Below are 19,461 nucleotides of genomic sequence, written 5' to 3'. Positions count from 1 at the left end.
TTTCTTCGTTATAAAAAATTCTTGCCATTCCCTCACATCGTATGGTATTATAAATTTCGTTGCAGGACGGTAGCTCAGCGGGAGAGCACTATCTTGACAGGGTAGGGGTCATGGGTTCGAACCCCATCCGTCCTATATTGCATCACCTGACAAAACCTTTATTTTATAAGGGTTTTGTCTTTTTTTGATTATAGCATCTCTTCAACTTTTTGAGATTGGGGACGTTTTTTCCATCAAAAACGGCTACCCTCTTGCCTTGATCAGCTCAAGCAGCTGTAATTTTGCCAATGACTGTCCCTTTCTTCACAACTCCCTGACATTTTTTCAAAAGGATGCCACCGGCAAGTTTCGCTTGATTGTCAGTGGACAATAAAACTTCCGTAAACATCTGTGTGAATTCCGGTCCAGGACCTGGGAAACCGCCATAAGGATATCAGTCCATGTTTAGTTCACCTCCTTGATCTGATCACCGCGACCAACTCTTTTTAATGAAACAATTGCTGCTTCCTGCAGTTGTTCAGGTGTCTTCTGCCCGCCGTTTGCTTGTGGATTGGGAGGCGGTGGACACCATACCCCGGCTTACGCTGTATCCTAGATAGTTTGATTGGGTTTTGTCTCCATTAGGTAGCCTACATTTAAATGTGTATTTGATAGTTCTCTTCCAATCCTTTACAATCGAGTTGTGAGGGCTTGCCCAATCTTTCGCTTCGACCTCTCCCCTACACTAAAAATTGGGAGAGGTATTTTATTTAAGAGGTGCATTTATGAACGGAAATAAAGTTATCCTTATTCTTCTTGCCATCTCAATACTGGGTGTAATCCTTTTCTTCGGAATAACTTATATATTATTATGGTATATCATTAGTAATTAATAGCTAACACTAACCGGCCTCCCTGCGCTGAGATTATCTGGTCGCGTGTCGATGGCCTTCGGCCTGACCAACAACTTCTCCTGAAATAAACTCCTTCACCCAGTTCAGTTCACTTTTCTCTAAAATGACTCGGTCTTGCATATCCGCAGCATGGAAACTAATAATTCTATTGGTAAACTCTCTTGCCATTTCAGCAAGTTCATCGGGACATCTGATTACGATACAATTAGAATCTACATTGTCCGAAACGATTCCCTCCGTTGAATTATTATTTTAACGTATTTGTGTCATAACGCTTAGTACCTATCTTAAATGGGCTCTCGCCTAGCTCTTTAATTAGGCGTTTGCATAGCATGAGGTATAACCATTTGGGAGGTAACAAAGTGCTGAATAATCAAATGTATCCAATGCATCAACAGATGCCGCAAGCCATATGGTCTATCCAATTGATCCCTATGTTGTTGAAACCTTAATGTCTGTAAAAGGTAAGCAGGTGGTACTTGAAACCACTCGCGGCGGGATTAGCGGCTGTTTGATGGATGTAAAGCCAGACCACGTTGTATTGGATACCAGAGGCAGAAAATTCTTTGTACGCATCTGTGAGATCGTTTGGATCATGCCAGAGTAAATGGCAGTTCATGAGAGAGTTGCGAAAGCAGCTCTTTTTTTATGCCTTTTCCACCTGAGCCCCGAGAAGCTTTCTTGCTGCAGCCCAAAAGCTTACTGCCGGTGTCTTCTCGTCCGCCTGGGTTGATCCGGTGGTGCAGAGAGGATGAACTATGTGCTTCATGTCTGTTCCCTCCCTGGGGCTATCCCCCTCGAAACTAAAATCTCTGATCGGCGTACAAATGTTAAATAATTGAAAAGGGTGCTGCGTGTTGAAATATAATAGAAGATTGCTCTCTGCGCTTTTTATAGGCATCAGTTTTGGTATTGCATTCTCCATTGTTTTTGACAACATCGCCATTGGTGGCGGGTTAGGACTTATATTTGGAGTCTCCATGTATGAGGCAGAGAAACCAAAGCCCCCTAAAGATAAGTGAGGTTCCGCTCATGCCTAAATTTGATAAAGGAGTTGGTGAAGATGGTGGGCTTCGCTATTCTTTTCATAGCACTTTCACTGATCAATATTTTCTTTCCGTCATTGGGCTGGTACACGCGTTATGGTTGGATGGTAAAGGGCGACTCCGAACCAAGTAAGGCTTATCTCGTAATCAGTAGAGTAAGCAGTATTATTATGCTTCTTCTCTTTTTCATATTCTTTTTTCCGATGCTGTAGATTTAAATGGACTAGAAAAGGCAATAGCTCCTGCCTCCTTCATTGCGAAAATCCACCTATTATCGTATTGTTTATTCAAAGGAGTGATTGTTGTGCGTATAGCCTTTTGGATTGTATTTGCCTTTGTTGGTATTTTGATCTTTGGGATCGTTGGCGGCTTAATTGGCCGTAAGAAACGGAAGTAATCAATAGGGGGTATAACAGCCCCTATTAATCTATATAATGATTGCCACCATGCGGATGAATTGATTCGAGCAATTGCATAACATAACAGCCAGCTCCATTCCCGTACTCGCCTCGCCGCCCCCGCGAAGTTATCAACAATGATCTGTGATCATCTCCTCTATTAAACGTCTCTGTGTAGCCGCATGAGTGCAGAAACGGTCATTCTTCATGCCCTTTAAGTTCCATCCACACTTAGGGCGTAACCACCTCCCAGGACATAGAAAAAGGCCACCCTTTTAAAAGCAGTGACCTTTAAATTTCTGATATTATTTCATTTCATATAAATCAAAACGCGCATATTGCCAGCCGCGGGAGCGTGTTCTTTAAAGGTGGCTCCGCACAGGTCTGATGTACTTAAAATGCCGTTCCGGATTAAAATAAAAGTAAATCATCCTACCGGCGGAAGTATCAAATGAGTAACCCGTGCCTGCAAAATCAAAAGTTGCCATTACCCGTTCAATCTTTTCCTCCACACTACGATTCTCCTGCTCATAATCGAATGGCCCATGTTCAAATACAATATATTTATCTTCCGGAACATCAGCCATAAGCATTTGTGGTGGTACTTCGCCTTTATAATCCAAAGGAAGCCGTGCACCATAACACTCTGTACGCGGGATACCCCAATCACAGAGTCTGCCGTCCGGGTCATTCATATACGCCATAATCTGACCGCTGCCCCCATTAGGTTCACTCCCGCCATCGTCATCCAATTTGCCCTTGATACTATCGAGTAAGCCGCAGACGGTTTCGTAATCCTGTCCCTGGATAAGATTTTGCTTTTGCCAAAAATCCCAGTACCCATTACTCTCATAGTTTTTAATGTGCAAAAATTTGTGAGCGGGAATGGTTACAAAATAAATTTTCACATCATCTGTAGATTTCATCATCCCAATCTCTCCCAATCCAAAAAAGTAGCGGTCAAACGGGTTTAATTTTGTACGAAGAACGACTGGCTTAGGATTTTTCCGGAAATTACTTGGGGTTACAGCATAGGTTCCCTTAAAGGCTCTGGTAAACGCTTCATGTGATGAAAAGCCATAATTAAAGGCAATATCTAAAAGGCTTTTTTCACTATCCCGAACTTCTTTAAGCGCAAAGGCTAATTTTCTATGCCGCAGATAATCCCTAAATTGCATACCCGATATTTCCTTGAATTTTCTCGTAGTATGAAATTCGGAATAACCCAGCCTGCGGGAAAGATTGCGTAGTGTCAAGGCTTCATCATTATAATTTTTAATACATAAGTCTATTTCATCAACGATGATTTGAATTTGTTTCTGCCACTCGTACATTCGTCATTTCACCCCGTTTCAATCACCCTACATTTATTTTAAAGATAATGGAAGATCCTTACTTGATTTTACTTGCTGTTATTTCATTTCTCTCTTTTTAAGTTAAATGTATATAATCATCAGGAACTACGTCCAATATATACTTGCGGATTTACAATATATTAACGTATACCGATGAAATGGAGTGATGATAAATGGCGACAATTATTAGTTATGGTTCAGAGGCAAAAATCCCGTTAGACCCGTTCAATTCTGCTGTAACGGTTGCGGGGATTCCTGGAGCAGGCGCGGCTCTAGCCACAGCGCAAGTAAATATTAGTCCTGCTAATCCTGCCTCTTTCTCCAGTAGAGTCGAGTTAAAAGGCAGCTTTAGTCTTACTGCACTTGCTAATAGTCAATTTTTAGTTATCATCCGGCGTGCCGGGGTCGATATTTATAGTTCCTTTTTTCGTTTTACTACAAACACTGATATCCAATTAAATGTTCTGTGGGTTGATGGTCCTTATCTTGGAATCCACAACTATGAATTGATCATCCAAAATGATAGTATCTTGCCTATAAATCTTTTTGGGCCTATAGCATTCACAGCAACCGCTATTGGAGGAGAAGGCGTAATTTAAAAAATTAAAAAAAGCCCTGCGGACCATTACTGGCTGCAGGGCTTTTAACCCTGCTCCCGGACTGCACGCCAGCTCACTTCCATTTCTCCGCAACATTTTCCTCGCCTTCATAGTAGTCCACCCGCTCTTCCGCCATATAGATTTCCTCGTACGGCAGAATGTTGATCTTTCCGGAATCCGGATATTCACAAATATCGATCCCCAGGTTCGTACGTAAATCCAAGTACCTGCAAGGCTCTGCGGTATGATTAAATAATTGATGCGCCCCTTCCGGCCCCGTTTCAAAAAACACCGTATCACCTTCCTGCACTTCCTGAAACCCTGCTGGCGTTCTGAGCGTAGCCCGGCCTGAAATAATTACAAATACCTCTTCTACACTTCTATGGAAATGATATGGATACGAATACTTCCCTGGATCAAGCGACCTGATTTCAAAAAGCAATTGCTTCGCCCCTGCCATCTCCGCCAGCTTCCTGCTTGTATGCCAGGCGAACTCAGGAACCGGGGATTGTCTTTGTTCAAACGAAACGTTCTTGTCATTAAAAATAGTAGCCATCTGAACCTCTCCTCATTATCGGATATTCTCAACATAACCTGCTGGTATAATTCCACTATTACAAAAATCATAAAATCCGGATCTCTTGCTATTATTGGCCAGGTATAACCCACACGCTGTTATAAGAGTCACCACAAATACCATTAACATGATAATTGCCATCCTTGTACCCTCCTAGTCGAAAATGATATTGTTATACCAATCGCCGCCCGGGAAATAGGCACTAGTAAGAAAGCTTTCTACGCTGCCCTGGAAGAGATACATAAAGCAGACTGGGCTACAATATTACTTTTAAACGGGGCGGTTTACTAAATCGCATAAAGTTGGCCGTTGTTACCGGCAGCAGGCTAACTCAATCCGGCCGTTACTTCATCACAGACTTCGAGCGTAAAGTTGCCAGTGAGGATAGCCATCACAATATATATATCAAAAAGAAGAGGTGTATCTGAATGACGGGTAGTGAAATGAATCCTAAAGTGGATTTTTTCTTTAATAAAGCAAGCCAATGGAAGGAAGAATACGGGAAACTCCGGGCGATCCTGCTTGGATGTCAGCTGACAGAGGAATTGAAGTGGGGGGTTCCTTGTTATACGTTTCAAGGCGGGAATATCGCTCTAATCCACGGATTCAAAGAATATTGTGCGATTATGTTCGTCAAAGGCTCCTTGCTGCCTGATCCCCAGGGCATTCTAATTCAGCAAACCAGGAATGTGCAGGCCGGGCGTCAGATCCGGTTCAATACGGTTCAAGAAATAGCCGATAGGGAAGCTACTATTAAAGACTATATCTATAATGCCATAGAGGTTGAAACCGCTGGTCTGGAAGTGGATTATAAGAAGGATACGGAGTATGAGATTCCTGAAGAGTTTCAAACAAAGCTCGATGAGAATCCGGATTTGCAAGCAGCCTTTGAAGCCCTAACCCCCGGACGAAAAAGACAATATATCACTTATTTCACAGACCCCAAACAATCCAAAACCCGTACAGCACGGGTTGAGAAGTATACGCCGCATATTTTGAATGGCAAGGGATTGAGTGATTAGGGGCTCCCTTTAACTTCACCGAATAAAAAAAATGAGCTACCACTCCGGTAGCTCGACAAATTTAATATTCGTTTCGGACGTTTTAACATTTTTGAGAACTTCTTTGTAACCCTTTTCTGAAAGAAAACACTTTTGTTCGACCCCTTTGTGGTCTTCCCCGAAATAAGCGATATGAAATGTCTTATCCATCTGGATAATATTGGTGACTTGTATTAACGTGTTTCTATCCGCAAGAACGAAATTATATCCTGAACTGGCTAGGGTGTTAAGCCAATATTTCAGCGTACCTACTGTATAAAAGGTTTGATCGTACGTATGGACGATTATCCTATAGATAGTTCGTTCAAATTCCATATAAGTTATTTTTGCAATATCGAGTGAGAATACACCAGTGTTTCCCTCTGTGTCTCTTGTGACAGATATACTACTCAAAGGGATCAGCTCCAATATTAATTGAGTAACTCTTCAGGGACTTCCGGTTGATTTACATATAATACGCTAGCGGTAACCAAAACTAGAAGAGCGGCCATTGCGGACAAACCAGAAGCAAGTTTGTAAACAGCTTTACGTTGCAGTGATTTCATCGTAAGGTTTTCACCTCCTTTCTAGCGACTATCAGACTAATGGATTGTGCCATAAAACTGGCAGCAATAGCTGGTGAAGCTATAAATATATTAGCTGTCACAAGTAGTGCAGCTACAATTCTCAACTTGGGCCATTGCGTTCTTGGAATCCGGGTCTGACGTTCGATTCCAATCGGGGCCAGCCATAGAACCACTATAAGACTGATACCGTTCATAAGCAGAATAAATGAGGGGCTAACTTCAATAAAGGACAAAAGCGTAAACAACGTTGTCGTAAACAAGACGCATGCTGTTCCGGATTTGAGATGTGCTCCTCCAGATACTTGACGTAATAATGCAAAGGAGATCAGTATCTGGATGGCTTCTCCTGTCCTACCGGTCAGAAGGGATACAGCCAACGTGAGACCCATAATAAATACCACATTAAGGACTACCTCAATAGCAAACTTTAAAACGGCATAGGACGCCGGGTGCTCCGGAACAATATTTTTTATCCCGGTAGCGAGCTTCGCGGACATGATATCAAGCATCTTCCTTCTCCTTTCTGGTTGAATAATATAGAAGGAATACAGACATGATCACAAAGATCACAGCATTTAACAGGATATCATTGTAGTAGAGCAGTACTGATATGCCTATCACAAAACCTAGTATCAATACAGACAGAAGAATATCTTCTAATTTCAGTCTTAGTTTATCCAGATCAAAAGTGAATCCTTTCCCTTTGCGGTAAGCATAACTGAAGATAAAGAACACAACGGCAGAAGTCAGGAGTTGCAGAAAATATCCATTCCCTACGCTAGCATAAATATCAGATATGGAGCCAAATACTAGAAGGACTATGATCGTTTGAATCACAGCAAAAATAACGTAACCTGATATTGTAGCAATGATTGATAGAATTAGAGGCATCCTGACCACAGCGGAGAAGAACAGGATGAAAATCAATATTAGAATGAGCGGCGAGATATTCGCCATCCCGAGCTCATTTCTTAACAAATAGCTTTGAAGATTATTTAGTAAAATAACGAATAATACTTGCCATAAGTACCATTTCCATTTAAATCTAAAGAGCGACATAATGAGATAATATAGAGCAAGAGTTTCTATTGTTGAGAAAAACATAAAGCCAACAGGTTCCCATGACAAACCATAACACCGCCTGACTGATTTTCGTTCATTGAATTAATTATATAACTGCTCACGCCACAGCGTATACTACTTATTTACATTATTCGACACTTTCTCCCCCATTCTGCGTATTTTTTTCAACAATTAGCTGTTAACCAAGTCTATTGCACAAAATTGCATTCGTACTCTATGGCTCTCCCCTGTTTCTCTCCGCCTTTGTCCAGCACAAAACTCTCTGCCCTGCATTCTATATAAAGAACCTTAATAGAAAGGGGTAGATTAGCATGGCGACTCGTCAGCCGGATTTGGTGTTGATCAATTGGAGCCGGAACCCGTTAGTGCCCGGATCTGCACGCAGAATTACCGCCAGCCGGGTTATCGGAAATGCCGAACCCTGCTTGCCCAGCTTAAGAACCAACGGATTGCTTAGCACGGCCTTAGCCTGTCTGCAGGATAACGACATCGGTTTCAGAATCGTGTTCCGCAAAAAAACCTCAAGCATCAGCGGATATTTGTTACTCCAGCGTAATTGATAGGATTTCAGGGGTCTGGCTAATTGCCAGGCTCTTTATTTTGCAGCTTCTCTTAGGGGACAAGCGTAACAAGTGAAGGGAATTCAGGCTTATTGCTGCCATTCTCTGGTCCACGCGGGATTAATATCTGGGGATTGTATGGTAAAATACACTAATACAAACAGAACATCCGCCGGTCTCTCCTGACCATACACCAACGGATGTTCATCACTAAACAGGATTGTTAATTTATAATTCCGCCCATGTTACATTTAGCTCTACAGTACCTTCCTGGGAAGCCAAAGAACCGCCGATGATCGACCAGCTCTGCTTATTGTCTTTGGTGGTACCCTGGATAATCAGGTTCTTGTCATCAAGGGTTTGTGCAGAATCGCTTCCGAGTCTTGAAGAGAAATAATCCTGATAGAGCTTCGATACTGTATCCATGCTTTGTGTTGTGGTGAAGATCAGAAGAGCTGTCTTTTTGCCTTCGTTCTCTTCAGAATGGGATAGCTTGATTTGAACATCCTCCGGCAGCGGGAAATCCTCCGGCAGATTCTCCGGCAGCTCTTGGGAAACGGCAGAAGCATCCGGCTGAGCCGTAACTCCATTGTTCCCGGCGGACGGTGCAGAGGTCTGCATAGAATCAGTTGCAGGCACATCCGGCTGATTACTGCAGGCATTCACTGCCAACATGGATAACATCATCGATAAGGTCAAGATTAGTTTTTTGGTATACACATCTTCACTCCTTAAGCGTTCTAGGCCTAACATTGCCAGTAAGATATGCAGGCTTACCGGATAATACCCTTTATGCTATTCCGCCAATCAGCTGCTTGATTTTAATTACATCTATTCAAGGAGACATGGATATGGATAAGAAAAAAGACTCCTCCCAAGGCATCGCCCTGGGCTTATGTTTTGGTATAGTGTTTTGGATGGCTTTTGATAATTTGCCTTTGGGCATAGCCTTGGGTATTGCCTTTGGAGTTGTTTTCTCTAGGCCCGGCAAATCTAAGAATGATCCAAAAGATCCTCCGGCTGAGTGAACCGGAATGATATATTCACGGCAAAGGAGTCATTAGCACATGTTCCAATCTAATAACGGTAAGAAGCTTACCAGGTACGGCTTGATTGTATTAGCTCTTACGATTTCGTTGGTGACAGCTGTCCTGTCGAAAGATGAACCGGACAATACCTTTGAAACACTGGACACGATTGTTCTTACACATCCTTCTCAGGCTGAAGTTCTATCTGTGACCGACGGAGATACTTTCAAAGTTAAGTTCGAAGATGGTACGGTGGACAAAATCCGGCTCCTGCTCATTGATACTCCTGAAACCAAGCGCGCCAATACACCGGTTCAGCCCTTTGGCCCTGAGGCCAGTGAATACTTAACGGAGCTTCTGCACGGGCAAACGGTTAGGGTCGAAATGGATGTGACTGAACGTGATCAATACGGCCGGATTCTGGCTTATGTCTATCTCGGTGATGAGATGGTGAATGAAATGCTGATTGCAGAGGGTCTGGCCAGGGTTGCCGTGTATCCGCCGGATGTGAAATATGTGGATCAGCTCAGAGCCACTGAGAAACAGGCTAAGTCTGCGAGGCTGGGGATTTGGAGCATAGAGAATTATGTGACCGACCGGGGATACGACACTTCTGTCACAGCTACCCCCGCCAACAAAAAATAGACCCGAGAGACAAAAGTCTCCCGGGTTCTTCTATAGTTATTTATAATAGGAAGTAGTCAATGGAACGAACATGGATGAGCCGTCTTGTACGTCTCCGGTTACATAGATAGAGCTTACTCCGGCAATGTCCACCTCTACGGTTACGAGCCCTTCTTCAGGGGTAATGTTCAGCTTCTTAAGCACCGTATCCGTATCGCTGTCTTGCACGGTAAAGTCTTTAATATCAGTGCCGATCGCCGCGACCTGAATATACAGCTTCTGATATTTCTTGTTCGGGTAGAGCATGAACGAGCTGCCGCGAGTGCCGCTGCCATTATCGAAATGGACATCTTTATAGTCCTTATCTTTATAGACGGTTTTGTCAGGATCTTTGGTATGGTACGACGAGTCAAAACCGGCTGCAATCGAGACTCCTTCCGTCTGCTCGCCTAATGAAATGGTATTGGAGGCGGCATCGAATTTAACGGTAACTCCGAGCAGATCCGACACAGAACGGACTGGCAGATACGTAGTATCCTTATAAGAAATCGGAGCGATCACTGCACCGCTGCTATTCTTCAGCTGCACAGGCTGGCCATCTACCTTGAATTTAATTCCCGGGTTCAGAAAAGCTTTGATCTCCTGCAGATTGGCTCCGGCGTATACCCCCGTTCCCATTCCTCCAAGTACAGCAAAAACAGTCAGCGCAGCGGTTAATTTCTTTTTCACCCGATCAAACTCCTCTCCATGTATTTCAAATTTAAAACTTACATACTGGGAGTATAATAAATCTTACCATAATATGCAAATGGCTGAGAATCCGCCGAAATACAAAAAAACACCCCGCCTTCAGGCAGGGCATCCATACTTCCAATTCCAATTGGCTATGTATCATTTAGAACTCATCTTTTTTGTGAACGGATTCGTAATGGTTGCGGATTTCCAGATTCTTGGCATGATTGTACAGATCCAATGCAACAATTCCTCTGCGCGCGAGCTTCACTACCAGAACGAATAAATAAATACCGAGCCCCAGACATGCCAGCCAGACTAAAAAGAAAAATATACTAAAACTGCCGGCAAGCAATGACCCAAAACCTGTTGCCATCATTTCTCACAGCCCCTCTCCTCGTATAGAGTTCAGAATCTTTAAGTAAATCATAATTGCTTTGGAACAAATTGTATATACACTCAAAAAAAACCGCCGGACCGGAGTTCAGCGGGTTTGTTCTATGCATTTCTTTTATCCGATGGAGGTTCCTGAGAATGTCACGGGTCCCGTAACACTGGCTGCATTGAGCAGGATATTCAAGCTGTTATTGGCGACACCCAAGCTGTATGCATGATAGCCAGCGGGTACACTTCTATCCATATAAGCAATAGTAATAGGCTGAATGGCTAAAAGCGCAAGGCCGCTGGAGCCCATATTGAAGATGGGCTGCCCGTCCCGGTACAATGTGAAGACTACATTGGGTACGCCGAGCGTAGTTTGAAATCCGATGGAGGCACTCAGTAATACAACCCCCGAAGTTACAGTAGCAAGGCCAAACTCGGCCAAGATCAAATTGCCCGCAGGTGAAAGAATTGGAATAGATACGGTCTGACTGCCCGTTGTCGCAGTACTGGCCCCTGTGTCGATAATCGTTGCCATGGTGATTCCTCCTCTCTAATCTTCTACTCATAGAATATGCTAGAGGAGTTTATGAGGTTGGACAAATCAGATTAAATTTCAAACTGTGCACGCATGATCAGCGGCCGTTATCTTTGGGCGGTACCTGAGATTGTCCGGTCAAAGGATCATACTGCGGACGTTCCCCGGCAATCTCCAGCTCGATGCGCTGCATGGAGTAGACAAGTTCACCAAAGCCAATAAAAAACATACCGGCTATGCAGGAAACGGCGAGGAAGATAGCAACACCAAGCACACCGCCCAAATGGAATCCCACTGGAATACAAGCAATTACCCCCAGCACGATGATCGCCACGCCAAAATACTTCAGGTAAGCCCCTTTCATCAGTTGCCCTCCTTGTGATTACACAGTATTAAATAAGGATAGCATATTTCTTGTGGAACTATTTGTAAATGAGTCATGTGACAAAGCTGCCGGGGGAGATGGGGTGATTTAAAGTTTAATTAACATTGAATAATCTCTTATAACCCTAAAAAGATTGCTACTCCGCAATGGAGTAGCAATCTTTTCTTTTGACGGATTATCGCCTGTTCTTATATTAGTTGCTTAAATTATAAAAGGTCACTTTCACCTGAATAGGAACCGTAGTATCCGTCGCATTCAGATAGAGCAGCGCATTTCCGGCACTGCCGTCCCAATAGCTGAAATACAGATCCTGTACAGCACTGGCACCGCTCATTGTACCCATTTGGATTTGGCCGCGGTTGCTCATGTTGAAATAATAAGGTCCCGTCACTTTACCCGTATCCGATTGCTTCTCTACAACGGCTTTAATCGTTTTGGCGGAGGCTGTACAGAGCAAATATGTGGTTTGTCCCGGCTGCAGAGTAAGAGTTACTGGCGAATTAAATCCCGGCGCCAGAGAAAGGGCATGCGCAGAAGGAGCGGAGACCCACAAGAAACTTGCTGCGAAGAGAAACACGATCAATGTTTTTAATTTTCGCATTTATTAATATCCTCCTCAATTCTTTGGGTATAGGGGAATCGGTCTGAACGAAACGCACAGCACTCGCTTGGCGTAGTCCGGCTCAACAGAGCAGCAGACTATTTGCACTTCACTCTCCCCGGCAGATTGGAGTCTATAAGCAAGTCTCCTTCCCTCTCAAAACGGTCTATATGAGCATTTTTAATATATCATCTATAATTTCCCATGTAAATATTTAGAATTTAATAGATTCTGTATGATAATCTCCTGTGATTTCGATTAGATTCCCATCCGGGTCTTCAATCATGAAGCAATGATAAGGCCGCACAACATTGATATAGAAAATCTCAGATACTACTCCGATATCCAGTGACTTCACCCGCTCATACTCTGCATTCAAATCAGTAACATTGAAGTTAAGGATCACATTATTCCCGTATCGAACCTCACTTTCTTGCTTATAATTCAAATACGCCTCATTAAAATGCTCCGACACATCGCTATTCGTGCGGATCAATTCCTTATCGAATTCCGGATTCCATAACGCGAGTGTGTTCCCGCAGTGGAATTGTGCCCAACGCTCCAGCTTGCGGGAATCTGCTTTCATATTCAGCAACGCTTCATAAAATGCAATGGAACTCTTCATATCACGGACGATTAGATACGTACAACCCAGCTGTATTGGAATACATCTCCTCTATAGTAAAATCATTAATCATGAGCCCACTATAGCAAAACGTACGTTCCCCTCGCAACGAGGTTTTATACTTACTACATAAGGAATAGTTGCATTTCGTGCAGCTAAAAGACGGCGAAAAACCGGATGAGCTAGGATAAGTGTACTCTGTACAACTAAAATTGAGAAAAGTGTTCGTTTGGGGCGTAGCTGTTATTTTTAGTTGTATGAAGTGCAGCTAAAACTCCCACGGGGCAAAAATCGCCCGTTTTAGTTGTACAAAATACAGTTAAACATGAAGCGAGTGTCTTTTAGCAGACAACCTGCCATTCGGGCACGGTGTCCGATGTAGAGCCGGTGGAATCAGATTGCTTAAAAGCGTTCCAACACCTATTCCTTCATTCTCATCACACCGCCGCTTTCTTCCAGCTCCAGAAATACCGGCCGTTCGTCGGGAGTCTGATTCGGTGTATGGATCGCCAGCAACAGCTTATCGCCGAAGGTCCGGAATACCATCGCGTGTCCGCCGTCCTTCTGATAGAGAGCCTCTTCCTGATGAATCCATGGTCCGGTTATCTCACCGCTCCCGGAACGGGCAATGCCCAGCGCATAGGTGTTATTAATGAAGCTTGCCCACAGCAGATACAACGTATCGTCGTCACTTGACCTGAACAGAAATGGCCCATCTGTTACGTAATTGAGCTGATCCGCATACCGCTTGGATACAAACGGGGTTGTCCATGGCGCGTCCGATGCCCGGAACAAAGTAACCGGCTCTCCTTCCGCTCTCCGCAGGTCCTCCGTTAACCGCATGGCGCAGACCTCCCCGTCTCCAGTCTGCTGCCACTCATGGCAGAAGACCATCCATGGCTGGTCCTGCTTATCTATATAGAGCGTTCCGTCCAGGGAGCTCCAGTCCTGCGGGGTCACCGGACCTTCGCTATGCGGGGTAAAAGGGCCAAGCGGATGTGGCGAAGCAAGCACACCCGTCCCCAGCAGATCATTGTCTTTGCGCCGGAAGGTGGCGAACATGATGTATCTCCGGCCGTAGGCATAGACTTCCGGAGCCCAGAAATTATGCTCGGCGTAGAAATCCGCCTCTGGACGGAATACCGGAAACGGTCCTTCCCAATGCTCCAGATCCTTGCTTGTGTAGGCGTCGAACCCGGTGCCCTTACCCCAGATATTGCTGTCGGTGCTGCCATACAAATAGTAGAGTTCCTGTTCCTGTTCCTGTCCCTGTACTTGTCCGGCAAGCGGCAGCACAAACGGATCTCTGATCTGTAAGCTGTTGTTTTCTATCATTTATAACTCTCCTTTCTACCACACACGCTGCAAGCAATATTTATATAAGGTGTACTTAGGAAAGTACACTAGGCCATAAGGAACAAAGGTTAATATTGAAACTGGAAGAGTGAATGCGTAAAGTTCAACTTAATTACCGGTATTCCGGCAGCACCACTCCAATATCGCTGATTCTGCTGAAGCCGCCATCCGCATACTCCAGCTGTTCATTGCCCTTAATCGTGAACGGGAGGCTCTGGCCCAGATAGCAGATGCAGCCCTCGATTTCACGGATACTCATCCCGATCAGCTTCAGCAGCTGCCCGTTCCGGTCCGTGATTACGCGGACTCCAAACGGAAAAGCCATGTACTCCTCCATGTCCCGGTAGATCACTGCCCCCTGGCGGGTAGTGATCAGCTCATAGACTGTTCCATCTACCGCCCGGCGGTATCCTGTCTCATGGGCTACCTCCTGGCCATGATCCATATCATAAGGAAGCAGTCCGGTGAACCATAGCTCTTCTCCGGCAACCGGCATAATTCCGCACAGCCGCTCCACATAGTCCAGCAGGCACAGAAGAGCCGGGGAATACGATTCTGTATATCCCTCTTCTCCTGTCCAAGGGCTTAACGTCTGGGCAAATCGTGTCATCCGGGACAGCGCAGCGAGAATAGGCAGCATCACCCAGGTCAGCTCGACATAACGCCCATGATGCTCAAAGGCATGCGCCGCGCGGATGATACTGAGGAAGTTGGATGAGCCGCCCCAGGTGTTGTAACTGGAGAACGGATCAAACCGGGGGTCGTCCATCGCTATGGAGGTGAAGGGATATTTGGCAAAGAACTTGCTGGTATTCAGCAAATAACGCCGGAGAGCAGCGTCAAAGAAATCGCGGTCTCCCACTTCGCAGGCCAACACACGCAGCAGCACATCCGACTGCACACGCACAAACCGGCCTCCGCGGTCACGGTCATAGAAGAACTCATCCTCCTCGTCATAGCAATGGCTGAAGAGGCTCTGCCTGCTGGCCGCAGCTTTGGCCTTCCACTCAGCTCCATCCTCTCCAAGTTCCTCTGCTATTCTGGACAGATACTGCCGCTGGCAGTAGACATTGGCCGTTAAATCAGGGGCCAGAAAAGGCAGCAGCGGTGAATCCGGGTTACATTGCGCCGCATCGTCCAGATGGGGTGTATCCGGAATATGCCAGAAACGCGGGGACAGATCATGTCCGGTATCAAAGGTGCAGAAGGCCTCCACGCAGCCTGTTCCTCGTGTATCGCGCCGGCTGGCCAGCCAGTCGTCGAATCTGCTCATCGCCTGGTACATCGAGCGGAGGAACATCTTGTTGCGTCCATTCTGCACGTAATGATTCCAGACACTCCGGGCCAGCGGGGTCACCATTTGGATCTGCCGGTAAGCCGGTCCTGCAGGGGTTACTTTGTAAGGAATCAGCCCATCCTCACGCTGATAATCGGCGAACAGGCGAAAGGTCGCTTCCGCCACCGCCGGCATGAAGCGTGACAGCAGCTCAGCGCTCATGGTTCCCGTACTCTCCAGCCAGCTGCCGAGATAGACACCTCCTTCGTGCAGAACATGGCCGTTGCCGTCCATCGGCACGATACAATCCATAAGCTTATGCAATCCGGAATAATAGACATTCTCCATCGCTTCCGATGAGGCGGCAAAAGCAACGCCCGACTGCCTCCATTGCTCCATAGCGCCACGGTCCGCCGCCTTCTTGAGCACTCCGATCCGGTCATCAGCCGTTACTTCGCGGAGCTGTTGTAATAAGTCCCTGGTCATGTACTTCCCTCCTGTATCTTCGCTCTCTTCCCCAAACAGAGAAGCAGACTGCCCGGGCAGTCTGCTTCCGGTAAACGACTTATTTGCTGCCAAAAATCTGCGTAGCGCCTTTATAGAAATCCTCCACTCCCTGTTTCACATCCTTCTGCTCGAAACCGATCTCCTGCACCGCGGTTTCAGCCAGCTTGGTGAACTCGGTGAAGCTTGGCGGATTGTAGCTGATGGCAAAAGGCTCTTTCTTCGTCGCCTCAGACACCCGGCTCGTGAAGTCGTATACGGTCTGCTCCAGCGGAGTGGCATCCTTCATCAGCAGGTCACGCATCTTGGAGGTAACAGGGACTCCGCGGTCACTGCCGAGAATCTGCGCGGCATCGGGGTCATTGATCCAGTAGTTCATCAGTGTAGCGACTTCCTTCGGATGCTCCGTCTTCGCATATCCGGACAAGCCTTGGCTGGATTCGAATACGACACCTGTGCCTTTAGGACCCCGCGGGACCTGAACCATCGTCAGCGTATCCTGGATCAGATTCTGATGGGCTGCGAACTGGTTGGACGGAATGAGGCTCATTGCCACTTTACCTGTGACCACCAGTGATTTACTTGTGTCTCCCGGAGGATTCGATACCTGCAGGGACGGTGTAACCATCCCGCCGTTTTTAGACATGTCGTTCCAGTAGTTGAACCAATCCTCGGCATCCTGCTGTTCGAAGCCAAGTGCGTCTTTCTCCATATCATAGACCTGCTTGCCGCGCTGCTTCATATAGATGTCCATGCCCTCAACTGTAAAGTTGTAGGTGCCGTAATAGCCCTTGCCCAGCTTCCCGGAGATCTCCTTGCTGATCCGGGCGTAATCTTCCCAGCTCCAGCCGTCCGCAGGAATGTCCATTCCGGCTTGTTTGAACAGCTCGGTGTTGATGACCATCCCTCTGGCATTCGCTCCGGCAGAGATATGAACCAGCTTGCCTCCCAGCGTTCCGTATTCCACCATCGTCTGATCCATATCTGTCAGATCGAGCTCTTTACCGACATACGGCTGAAGATCCAGCAGTACCCCTTTATCCGCGTAATCCGTTACGTTGCCTCCAAGGAAAAATACATCCGGTGCTGTCCCCGAAGCCAGCTGGGTGTTCAGCTTGTCAAAGTACCCGGAGTTTGGAGCGAACTCCCCGACCACTTTGATATTCGGATACTTCTCCTCAAATTTGCGCAGTGCCTCGTTTGTCTTGTCTGCCCGCTTCTGATCGCCCCACCACATAATCCGCAGCTCGACCTGATCCACAGACGGCTCTGCAGTGTCTGAACTGCCGGCTGCCGGTTTGCCATTGTTGCCACCCGAACAGGCGGTTGTTGCGGCCAGCAGCATTGCGGCCAGTGTAAGACCTAAGATTTTTCTCATCGAAATGTCCCCCCAAGAATTTTTGTAATCGCTTGCATTCCCATCCTAATCATTTCTTGACCGGAGTTGAATTTCATTTCTTCGGGTCTCCGCTAGTGGTTTTTTCGGGTCTGCATTTCAGTTGAGCCCGTCATTTCAAACCGGTCGTAGCGATGCCCTCCAGGAAATGCTTTTGGAAGAGAAGAAAGATCGTCATGATCGGCACAAGGGAGAGCACGGACATCGCCAGGAGCGCGCCCCAGTCGGATGATCCGGAGGGGTCATAGAGTGAACGTATGCCCAGCTGAACGGTGAACAGATTGATCCGGCTCAAATAGATCATCTGGCTGAAGAAATCATCCCAGGTCCAGATAAAAGTAAAGATAGCCGTTGTGATCAGCGCCGGAACCAGCAGCGGAATAATAATCCGGAAGTACAGCTGGCCTTGCCCGCAGCCGTCGATGGTAGCACTTTCGTCCAGCTCCTTCGGGATACCGCGTATAAACTGGATCATCAGCAGCACGAAGAACGAGTCATGCGCCAGCCATTTCGGTACGATCAGAGGCAAGTAGGTATTCACCCAGTCCAGCTTGCTGAAAATAATATATTGCGGAATCAGCAGCACATGGTAAGGAAGCATAATCGTCACCAGCATGCAGGCAAACAGCACACTCTTGAGACGGAACTCCAGCCGGGCGAACGCGTATGCCGCCAAAGAGCAGGTGAGAATATTGCCGATGACCGACAGCACGGAGATCGTTGCCGAGTTGAGGAAAAAGCGGCTGAACGAGATACCCTGAAGCCCCTTCCAGCCATTCACATAGTTCTCCAGTGTAAACCTCGCCGGCCACAGACCGGGATCAGAGAAGATCAGCTCATTCGGTTTAAAGGAACTCGACAGCAGCCACAGCACCGGATAGAGCATCAGCAGCCCAAACAGAATGATGAGACCATGCTTGCCGAGCTTAAAAATCGTCTTTTGATCAGCCATGATTTATCGCCCGTCCTTTCCGTCGCCGTAGAACACCCAGAACCTGGAGGTCACGAACACAATCGAGGTAAACAGGCCGATGATGATCAGCATGATCCACGCCAGAGCGGCGGCATAGCCCATATCGAAGAATGAGAAGCCTTTTAGATACAGATAGAGCGTATAGAACAGCGTTGAATTTACCGGACCGCCGCGTCCGTCCCCAATGACATACCCCGGGGTAAACACCTGGAAGGAGTTGATAATCCCCATGACCAGGTTGAAAAAGATTACCGGTGACAGCATGGGCAGCGTTATTTTGCCGAACTGCCGCAGCTTACCAGCCCCGTCCACCTGTGCCGCTTCGTACAGGTCCGCAGGAATCTGCTTGATTCCGGCCAGGAATATGACCATCGCAGAACCAAATTGCCAGACGGACAAGGTAACGATGGTGGAGAGAATGTAGCTCGGATGGGCGATCCAGGCCGGACCTTCAATCCCGAACCAGCTTAAAAAGTGGTTGATCAGGCCTTCCCCGTCAAAAATCTGCCGCCATACGATGGCGATCGCCACACTTCCTCCCAGCAGGGAAGGAATGTAGTACACCGTTCTGTAGATGCCCAGCGCCCGGATGCCTTTGTTCAACACGACAGCGACCAGAAGGGCGAAGGCCATTTTGAGCGGAACCGAAAAAAGCACGTATTTGAAAGTCACCGTAAGAGATTTGTAGAAGTATTCGTCTGCCGTGAAGATGTGCCTGTAATTGTCAAAGCCCAGCCATACCGGGGCATTGAGCAGGTTGTACTTGGTCAGGGACAGATAAAAGGATCCCAGCATGGGGCCAAGTGTCAGTCCGAAAAAGCCGATCAGCCAGGGAAGCAGGAACAGGTAAGCGGTGCCGCTCCTTCTCCATAAAGCCGATTTGTGTGCTGTCTTCATATGCGCC

Annotated in this window: 27 protein-coding genes and 1 tRNA gene; 8 read left to right on the top strand and 20 right to left on the bottom strand. The window is 46.5% G+C overall.

Translation table 11 applies throughout. The features are described 5' to 3' along the window. Positions 1-63 precede the first annotated feature (63 nt). Positions 64-135, top strand: a tRNA-Val gene (locus tag NSU01_RS14310). A 1,170-nt stretch (positions 136-1,305) separates the two neighbouring features. After that, positions 1,306-1,500: a YuzF family protein gene (locus tag NSU01_RS14305; RefSeq protein WP_076245377.1), complete on the top strand. Its 195-nt coding sequence runs from the start codon at positions 1,306-1,308 to the stop codon at positions 1,498-1,500. Between the two features lie 39 nt (positions 1,501-1,539). On the opposite strand, the gene NSU01_RS14300 is transcribed toward NSU01_RS14305, so the two are convergent. Then, on the bottom strand, positions 1,540-1,662 hold the full coding sequence (locus NSU01_RS14300; RefSeq protein ID WP_256703930.1) for a hypothetical protein: 123 nt from the start codon (positions 1,660-1,662) through the stop codon (positions 1,540-1,542). Between the two features lie 88 nt (positions 1,663-1,750). On the opposite strand from NSU01_RS14300, the gene NSU01_RS14295 reads away from it, so the two are divergent. Together NSU01_RS14295 and NSU01_RS14290 are read left to right on the top strand one after the other, a co-directional pair. Then, entirely contained in the window at positions 1,751-1,915 is a 165-nt protein-coding gene (locus NSU01_RS14295) for a hypothetical protein (protein WP_179093550.1), read from the top strand. Between the two features lie 41 nt (positions 1,916-1,956). Beyond that, positions 1,957-2,151 (top strand): DUF6199 family natural product biosynthesis protein, encoded by a 195-nt coding sequence (locus tag NSU01_RS14290; protein WP_076245371.1) that lies wholly within the window; start codon positions 1,957-1,959, stop codon positions 2,149-2,151. Between the two features lie 548 nt (positions 2,152-2,699). Here NSU01_RS14290 and NSU01_RS14285 read toward each other — a convergent pair. Then, positions 2,700-3,671: a helix-turn-helix transcriptional regulator gene (locus NSU01_RS14285; RefSeq protein ID WP_076245368.1), complete on the bottom strand. Its 972-nt coding sequence runs from the start codon at positions 3,669-3,671 to the stop codon at positions 2,700-2,702. 194 nt (positions 3,672-3,865) lie between these two features. On the opposite strand from NSU01_RS14285, the gene NSU01_RS14280 reads away from it, so the two are divergent. Next, positions 3,866-4,291 (top strand): hypothetical protein, encoded by a 426-nt coding sequence (locus tag NSU01_RS14280; protein ID WP_076245366.1) that lies wholly within the window; start codon positions 3,866-3,868, stop codon positions 4,289-4,291. Between the two features lie 73 nt (positions 4,292-4,364). On the opposite strand, the gene NSU01_RS14275 is transcribed toward NSU01_RS14280, so the two are convergent. Further along, complete coding sequence (locus tag NSU01_RS14275; RefSeq protein ID WP_076245363.1) at positions 4,365-4,847, bottom strand: cupin domain-containing protein; 483 nt, start codon at positions 4,845-4,847, stop codon at positions 4,365-4,367. Positions 4,848-4,862: 15 nt separating this feature from the next. Further along, entirely contained in the window at positions 4,863-5,009 is a 147-nt protein-coding gene (locus NSU01_RS14270; protein ID WP_179093549.1) for a hypothetical protein, read from the bottom strand. Between the two features lie 287 nt (positions 5,010-5,296). Between NSU01_RS14270 and NSU01_RS14265 the strand changes: the two genes are divergently transcribed. Beyond that, on the top strand, positions 5,297-5,890 hold the full coding sequence (locus NSU01_RS14265; protein WP_076245361.1) for a YdeI family protein: 594 nt from the start codon (positions 5,297-5,299) through the stop codon (positions 5,888-5,890). 449 nt (positions 5,891-6,339) lie between these two features. Here the strand turns inward: NSU01_RS14265 and NSU01_RS14260 are convergent, their stop codons facing one another. From NSU01_RS14260 to NSU01_RS14240, 5 genes are all read right to left on the bottom strand, one after another. Then, positions 6,340-6,474 carry a cyclic lactone autoinducer peptide gene (locus tag NSU01_RS14260; RefSeq protein ID WP_081969953.1) on the bottom strand — a complete coding sequence of 45 codons (135 nt, stop codon included), beginning with the start codon at positions 6,472-6,474 and terminating at the stop codon, positions 6,340-6,342. Next, on the bottom strand, positions 6,471-7,004 hold the full coding sequence (locus NSU01_RS14255) for an accessory gene regulator B family protein (protein WP_042136302.1): 534 nt from the start codon (positions 7,002-7,004) through the stop codon (positions 6,471-6,473). The genes NSU01_RS14260 and NSU01_RS14255 overlap by 4 nt, the downstream gene beginning before the upstream one ends. Continuing rightward, on the bottom strand, positions 6,997-7,623 hold the full coding sequence (locus NSU01_RS14250; protein ID WP_081969952.1) for a hypothetical protein: 627 nt from the start codon (positions 7,621-7,623) through the stop codon (positions 6,997-6,999). Before NSU01_RS14250 ends, NSU01_RS14255 begins: the two co-directional genes overlap by 8 nt. A 277-nt stretch (positions 7,624-7,900) precedes the next feature. Next, on the bottom strand, positions 7,901-8,092 hold the full coding sequence (locus NSU01_RS14245; protein WP_171716490.1) for a hypothetical protein: 192 nt from the start codon (positions 8,090-8,092) through the stop codon (positions 7,901-7,903). A 274-nt stretch (positions 8,093-8,366) separates the two neighbouring features. Beyond that, the gene (locus NSU01_RS14240; RefSeq protein WP_052421827.1) at positions 8,367-8,858 is read right to left on the bottom strand and encodes a hypothetical protein; all 492 of its coding nucleotides are present in this window, start codon (positions 8,856-8,858) and stop codon (positions 8,367-8,369) included. Positions 8,859-8,989: 131 nt separating this feature from the next. Here NSU01_RS14240 and NSU01_RS14235 point away from each other — a divergent pair, with 131 nt between their 5' ends. Both NSU01_RS14235 and NSU01_RS14230 read left to right on the top strand, forming a co-directional pair. After that, on the top strand, positions 8,990-9,166 hold the full coding sequence (locus NSU01_RS14235; RefSeq protein WP_171716491.1) for a hypothetical protein: 177 nt from the start codon (positions 8,990-8,992) through the stop codon (positions 9,164-9,166). A gap of 39 nt (positions 9,167-9,205) precedes the next feature. Continuing rightward, positions 9,206-9,811 carry a thermonuclease family protein gene (locus NSU01_RS14230; RefSeq protein WP_076245355.1) on the top strand — a complete coding sequence of 202 codons (606 nt, stop codon included), beginning with the start codon at positions 9,206-9,208 and terminating at the stop codon, positions 9,809-9,811. A 36-nt stretch (positions 9,812-9,847) separates the two neighbouring features. On the opposite strand, the gene NSU01_RS14225 is transcribed toward NSU01_RS14230, so the two are convergent. The 11 genes from NSU01_RS14225 to NSU01_RS14175 form a co-directional block, all read right to left on the bottom strand. After that, positions 9,848-10,519, bottom strand: a complete 672-nt coding sequence (locus NSU01_RS14225; protein ID WP_042136296.1) for a stalk domain-containing protein — start codon at positions 10,517-10,519, stop codon at positions 9,848-9,850. A 166-nt stretch (positions 10,520-10,685) separates the two neighbouring features. Next, entirely contained in the window at positions 10,686-10,901 is a 216-nt protein-coding gene (locus NSU01_RS14220; protein WP_039297855.1) for a hypothetical protein, read from the bottom strand. Between the two features lie 132 nt (positions 10,902-11,033). After that, positions 11,034-11,441: a hypothetical protein gene (locus tag NSU01_RS14215; protein ID WP_076245352.1), complete on the bottom strand. Its 408-nt coding sequence runs from the start codon at positions 11,439-11,441 to the stop codon at positions 11,034-11,036. A 97-nt stretch (positions 11,442-11,538) separates the two neighbouring features. Beyond that, a complete protein-coding gene (locus NSU01_RS14210) occupies positions 11,539-11,805 on the bottom strand; it encodes a hypothetical protein (protein WP_076245349.1) in 267 nt (88 codons plus the stop codon). A 214-nt stretch (positions 11,806-12,019) separates the two neighbouring features. Next, positions 12,020-12,427: a hypothetical protein gene (locus NSU01_RS14205; protein WP_042136288.1), complete on the bottom strand. Its 408-nt coding sequence runs from the start codon at positions 12,425-12,427 to the stop codon at positions 12,020-12,022. 214 nt (positions 12,428-12,641) lie between these two features. Then, the gene (locus NSU01_RS14200) at positions 12,642-13,064 is read right to left on the bottom strand and encodes a VOC family protein (protein ID WP_256703935.1); all 423 of its coding nucleotides are present in this window, start codon (positions 13,062-13,064) and stop codon (positions 12,642-12,644) included. Positions 13,065-13,472: 408 nt separating this feature from the next. Next, positions 13,473-14,387: a glycoside hydrolase family 43 protein gene (locus tag NSU01_RS14195; protein ID WP_076245344.1), complete on the bottom strand. Its 915-nt coding sequence runs from the start codon at positions 14,385-14,387 to the stop codon at positions 13,473-13,475. 133 nt (positions 14,388-14,520) lie between these two features. Continuing rightward, positions 14,521-16,170, bottom strand: coding sequence for a hypothetical protein (locus NSU01_RS14190; protein WP_076245341.1), 1,650 nt, complete (start codon positions 16,168-16,170; stop codon positions 14,521-14,523). 79 nt (positions 16,171-16,249) lie between these two features. Further along, positions 16,250-17,566, bottom strand: coding sequence for an extracellular solute-binding protein (locus tag NSU01_RS14185; RefSeq protein WP_076245339.1), 1,317 nt, complete (start codon positions 17,564-17,566; stop codon positions 16,250-16,252). 130 nt (positions 17,567-17,696) lie between these two features. Then, entirely contained in the window at positions 17,697-18,536 is an 840-nt protein-coding gene (locus NSU01_RS14180; RefSeq protein ID WP_076245337.1) for a carbohydrate ABC transporter permease, read from the bottom strand. Positions 18,537-18,539: 3 nt separating this feature from the next. Continuing rightward, complete coding sequence (locus NSU01_RS14175; protein ID WP_076245335.1) at positions 18,540-19,454, bottom strand: sugar ABC transporter permease; 915 nt, start codon at positions 19,452-19,454, stop codon at positions 18,540-18,542. Between the last annotated feature and the right edge of the window lie 7 nt (positions 19,455-19,461).

The sequence above is a fragment of the Paenibacillus sp. FSL H8-0259 genome, assembly GCF_037963255.1.
Taxonomy (GTDB): domain Bacteria; phylum Bacillota; class Bacilli; order Paenibacillales; family Paenibacillaceae; genus Paenibacillus_AQ; species Paenibacillus_AQ phytohabitans.
The sequence above is the reverse complement of the archived record's forward strand: the minus strand, read 5'-3'. Positions and strand labels throughout refer to the sequence as shown.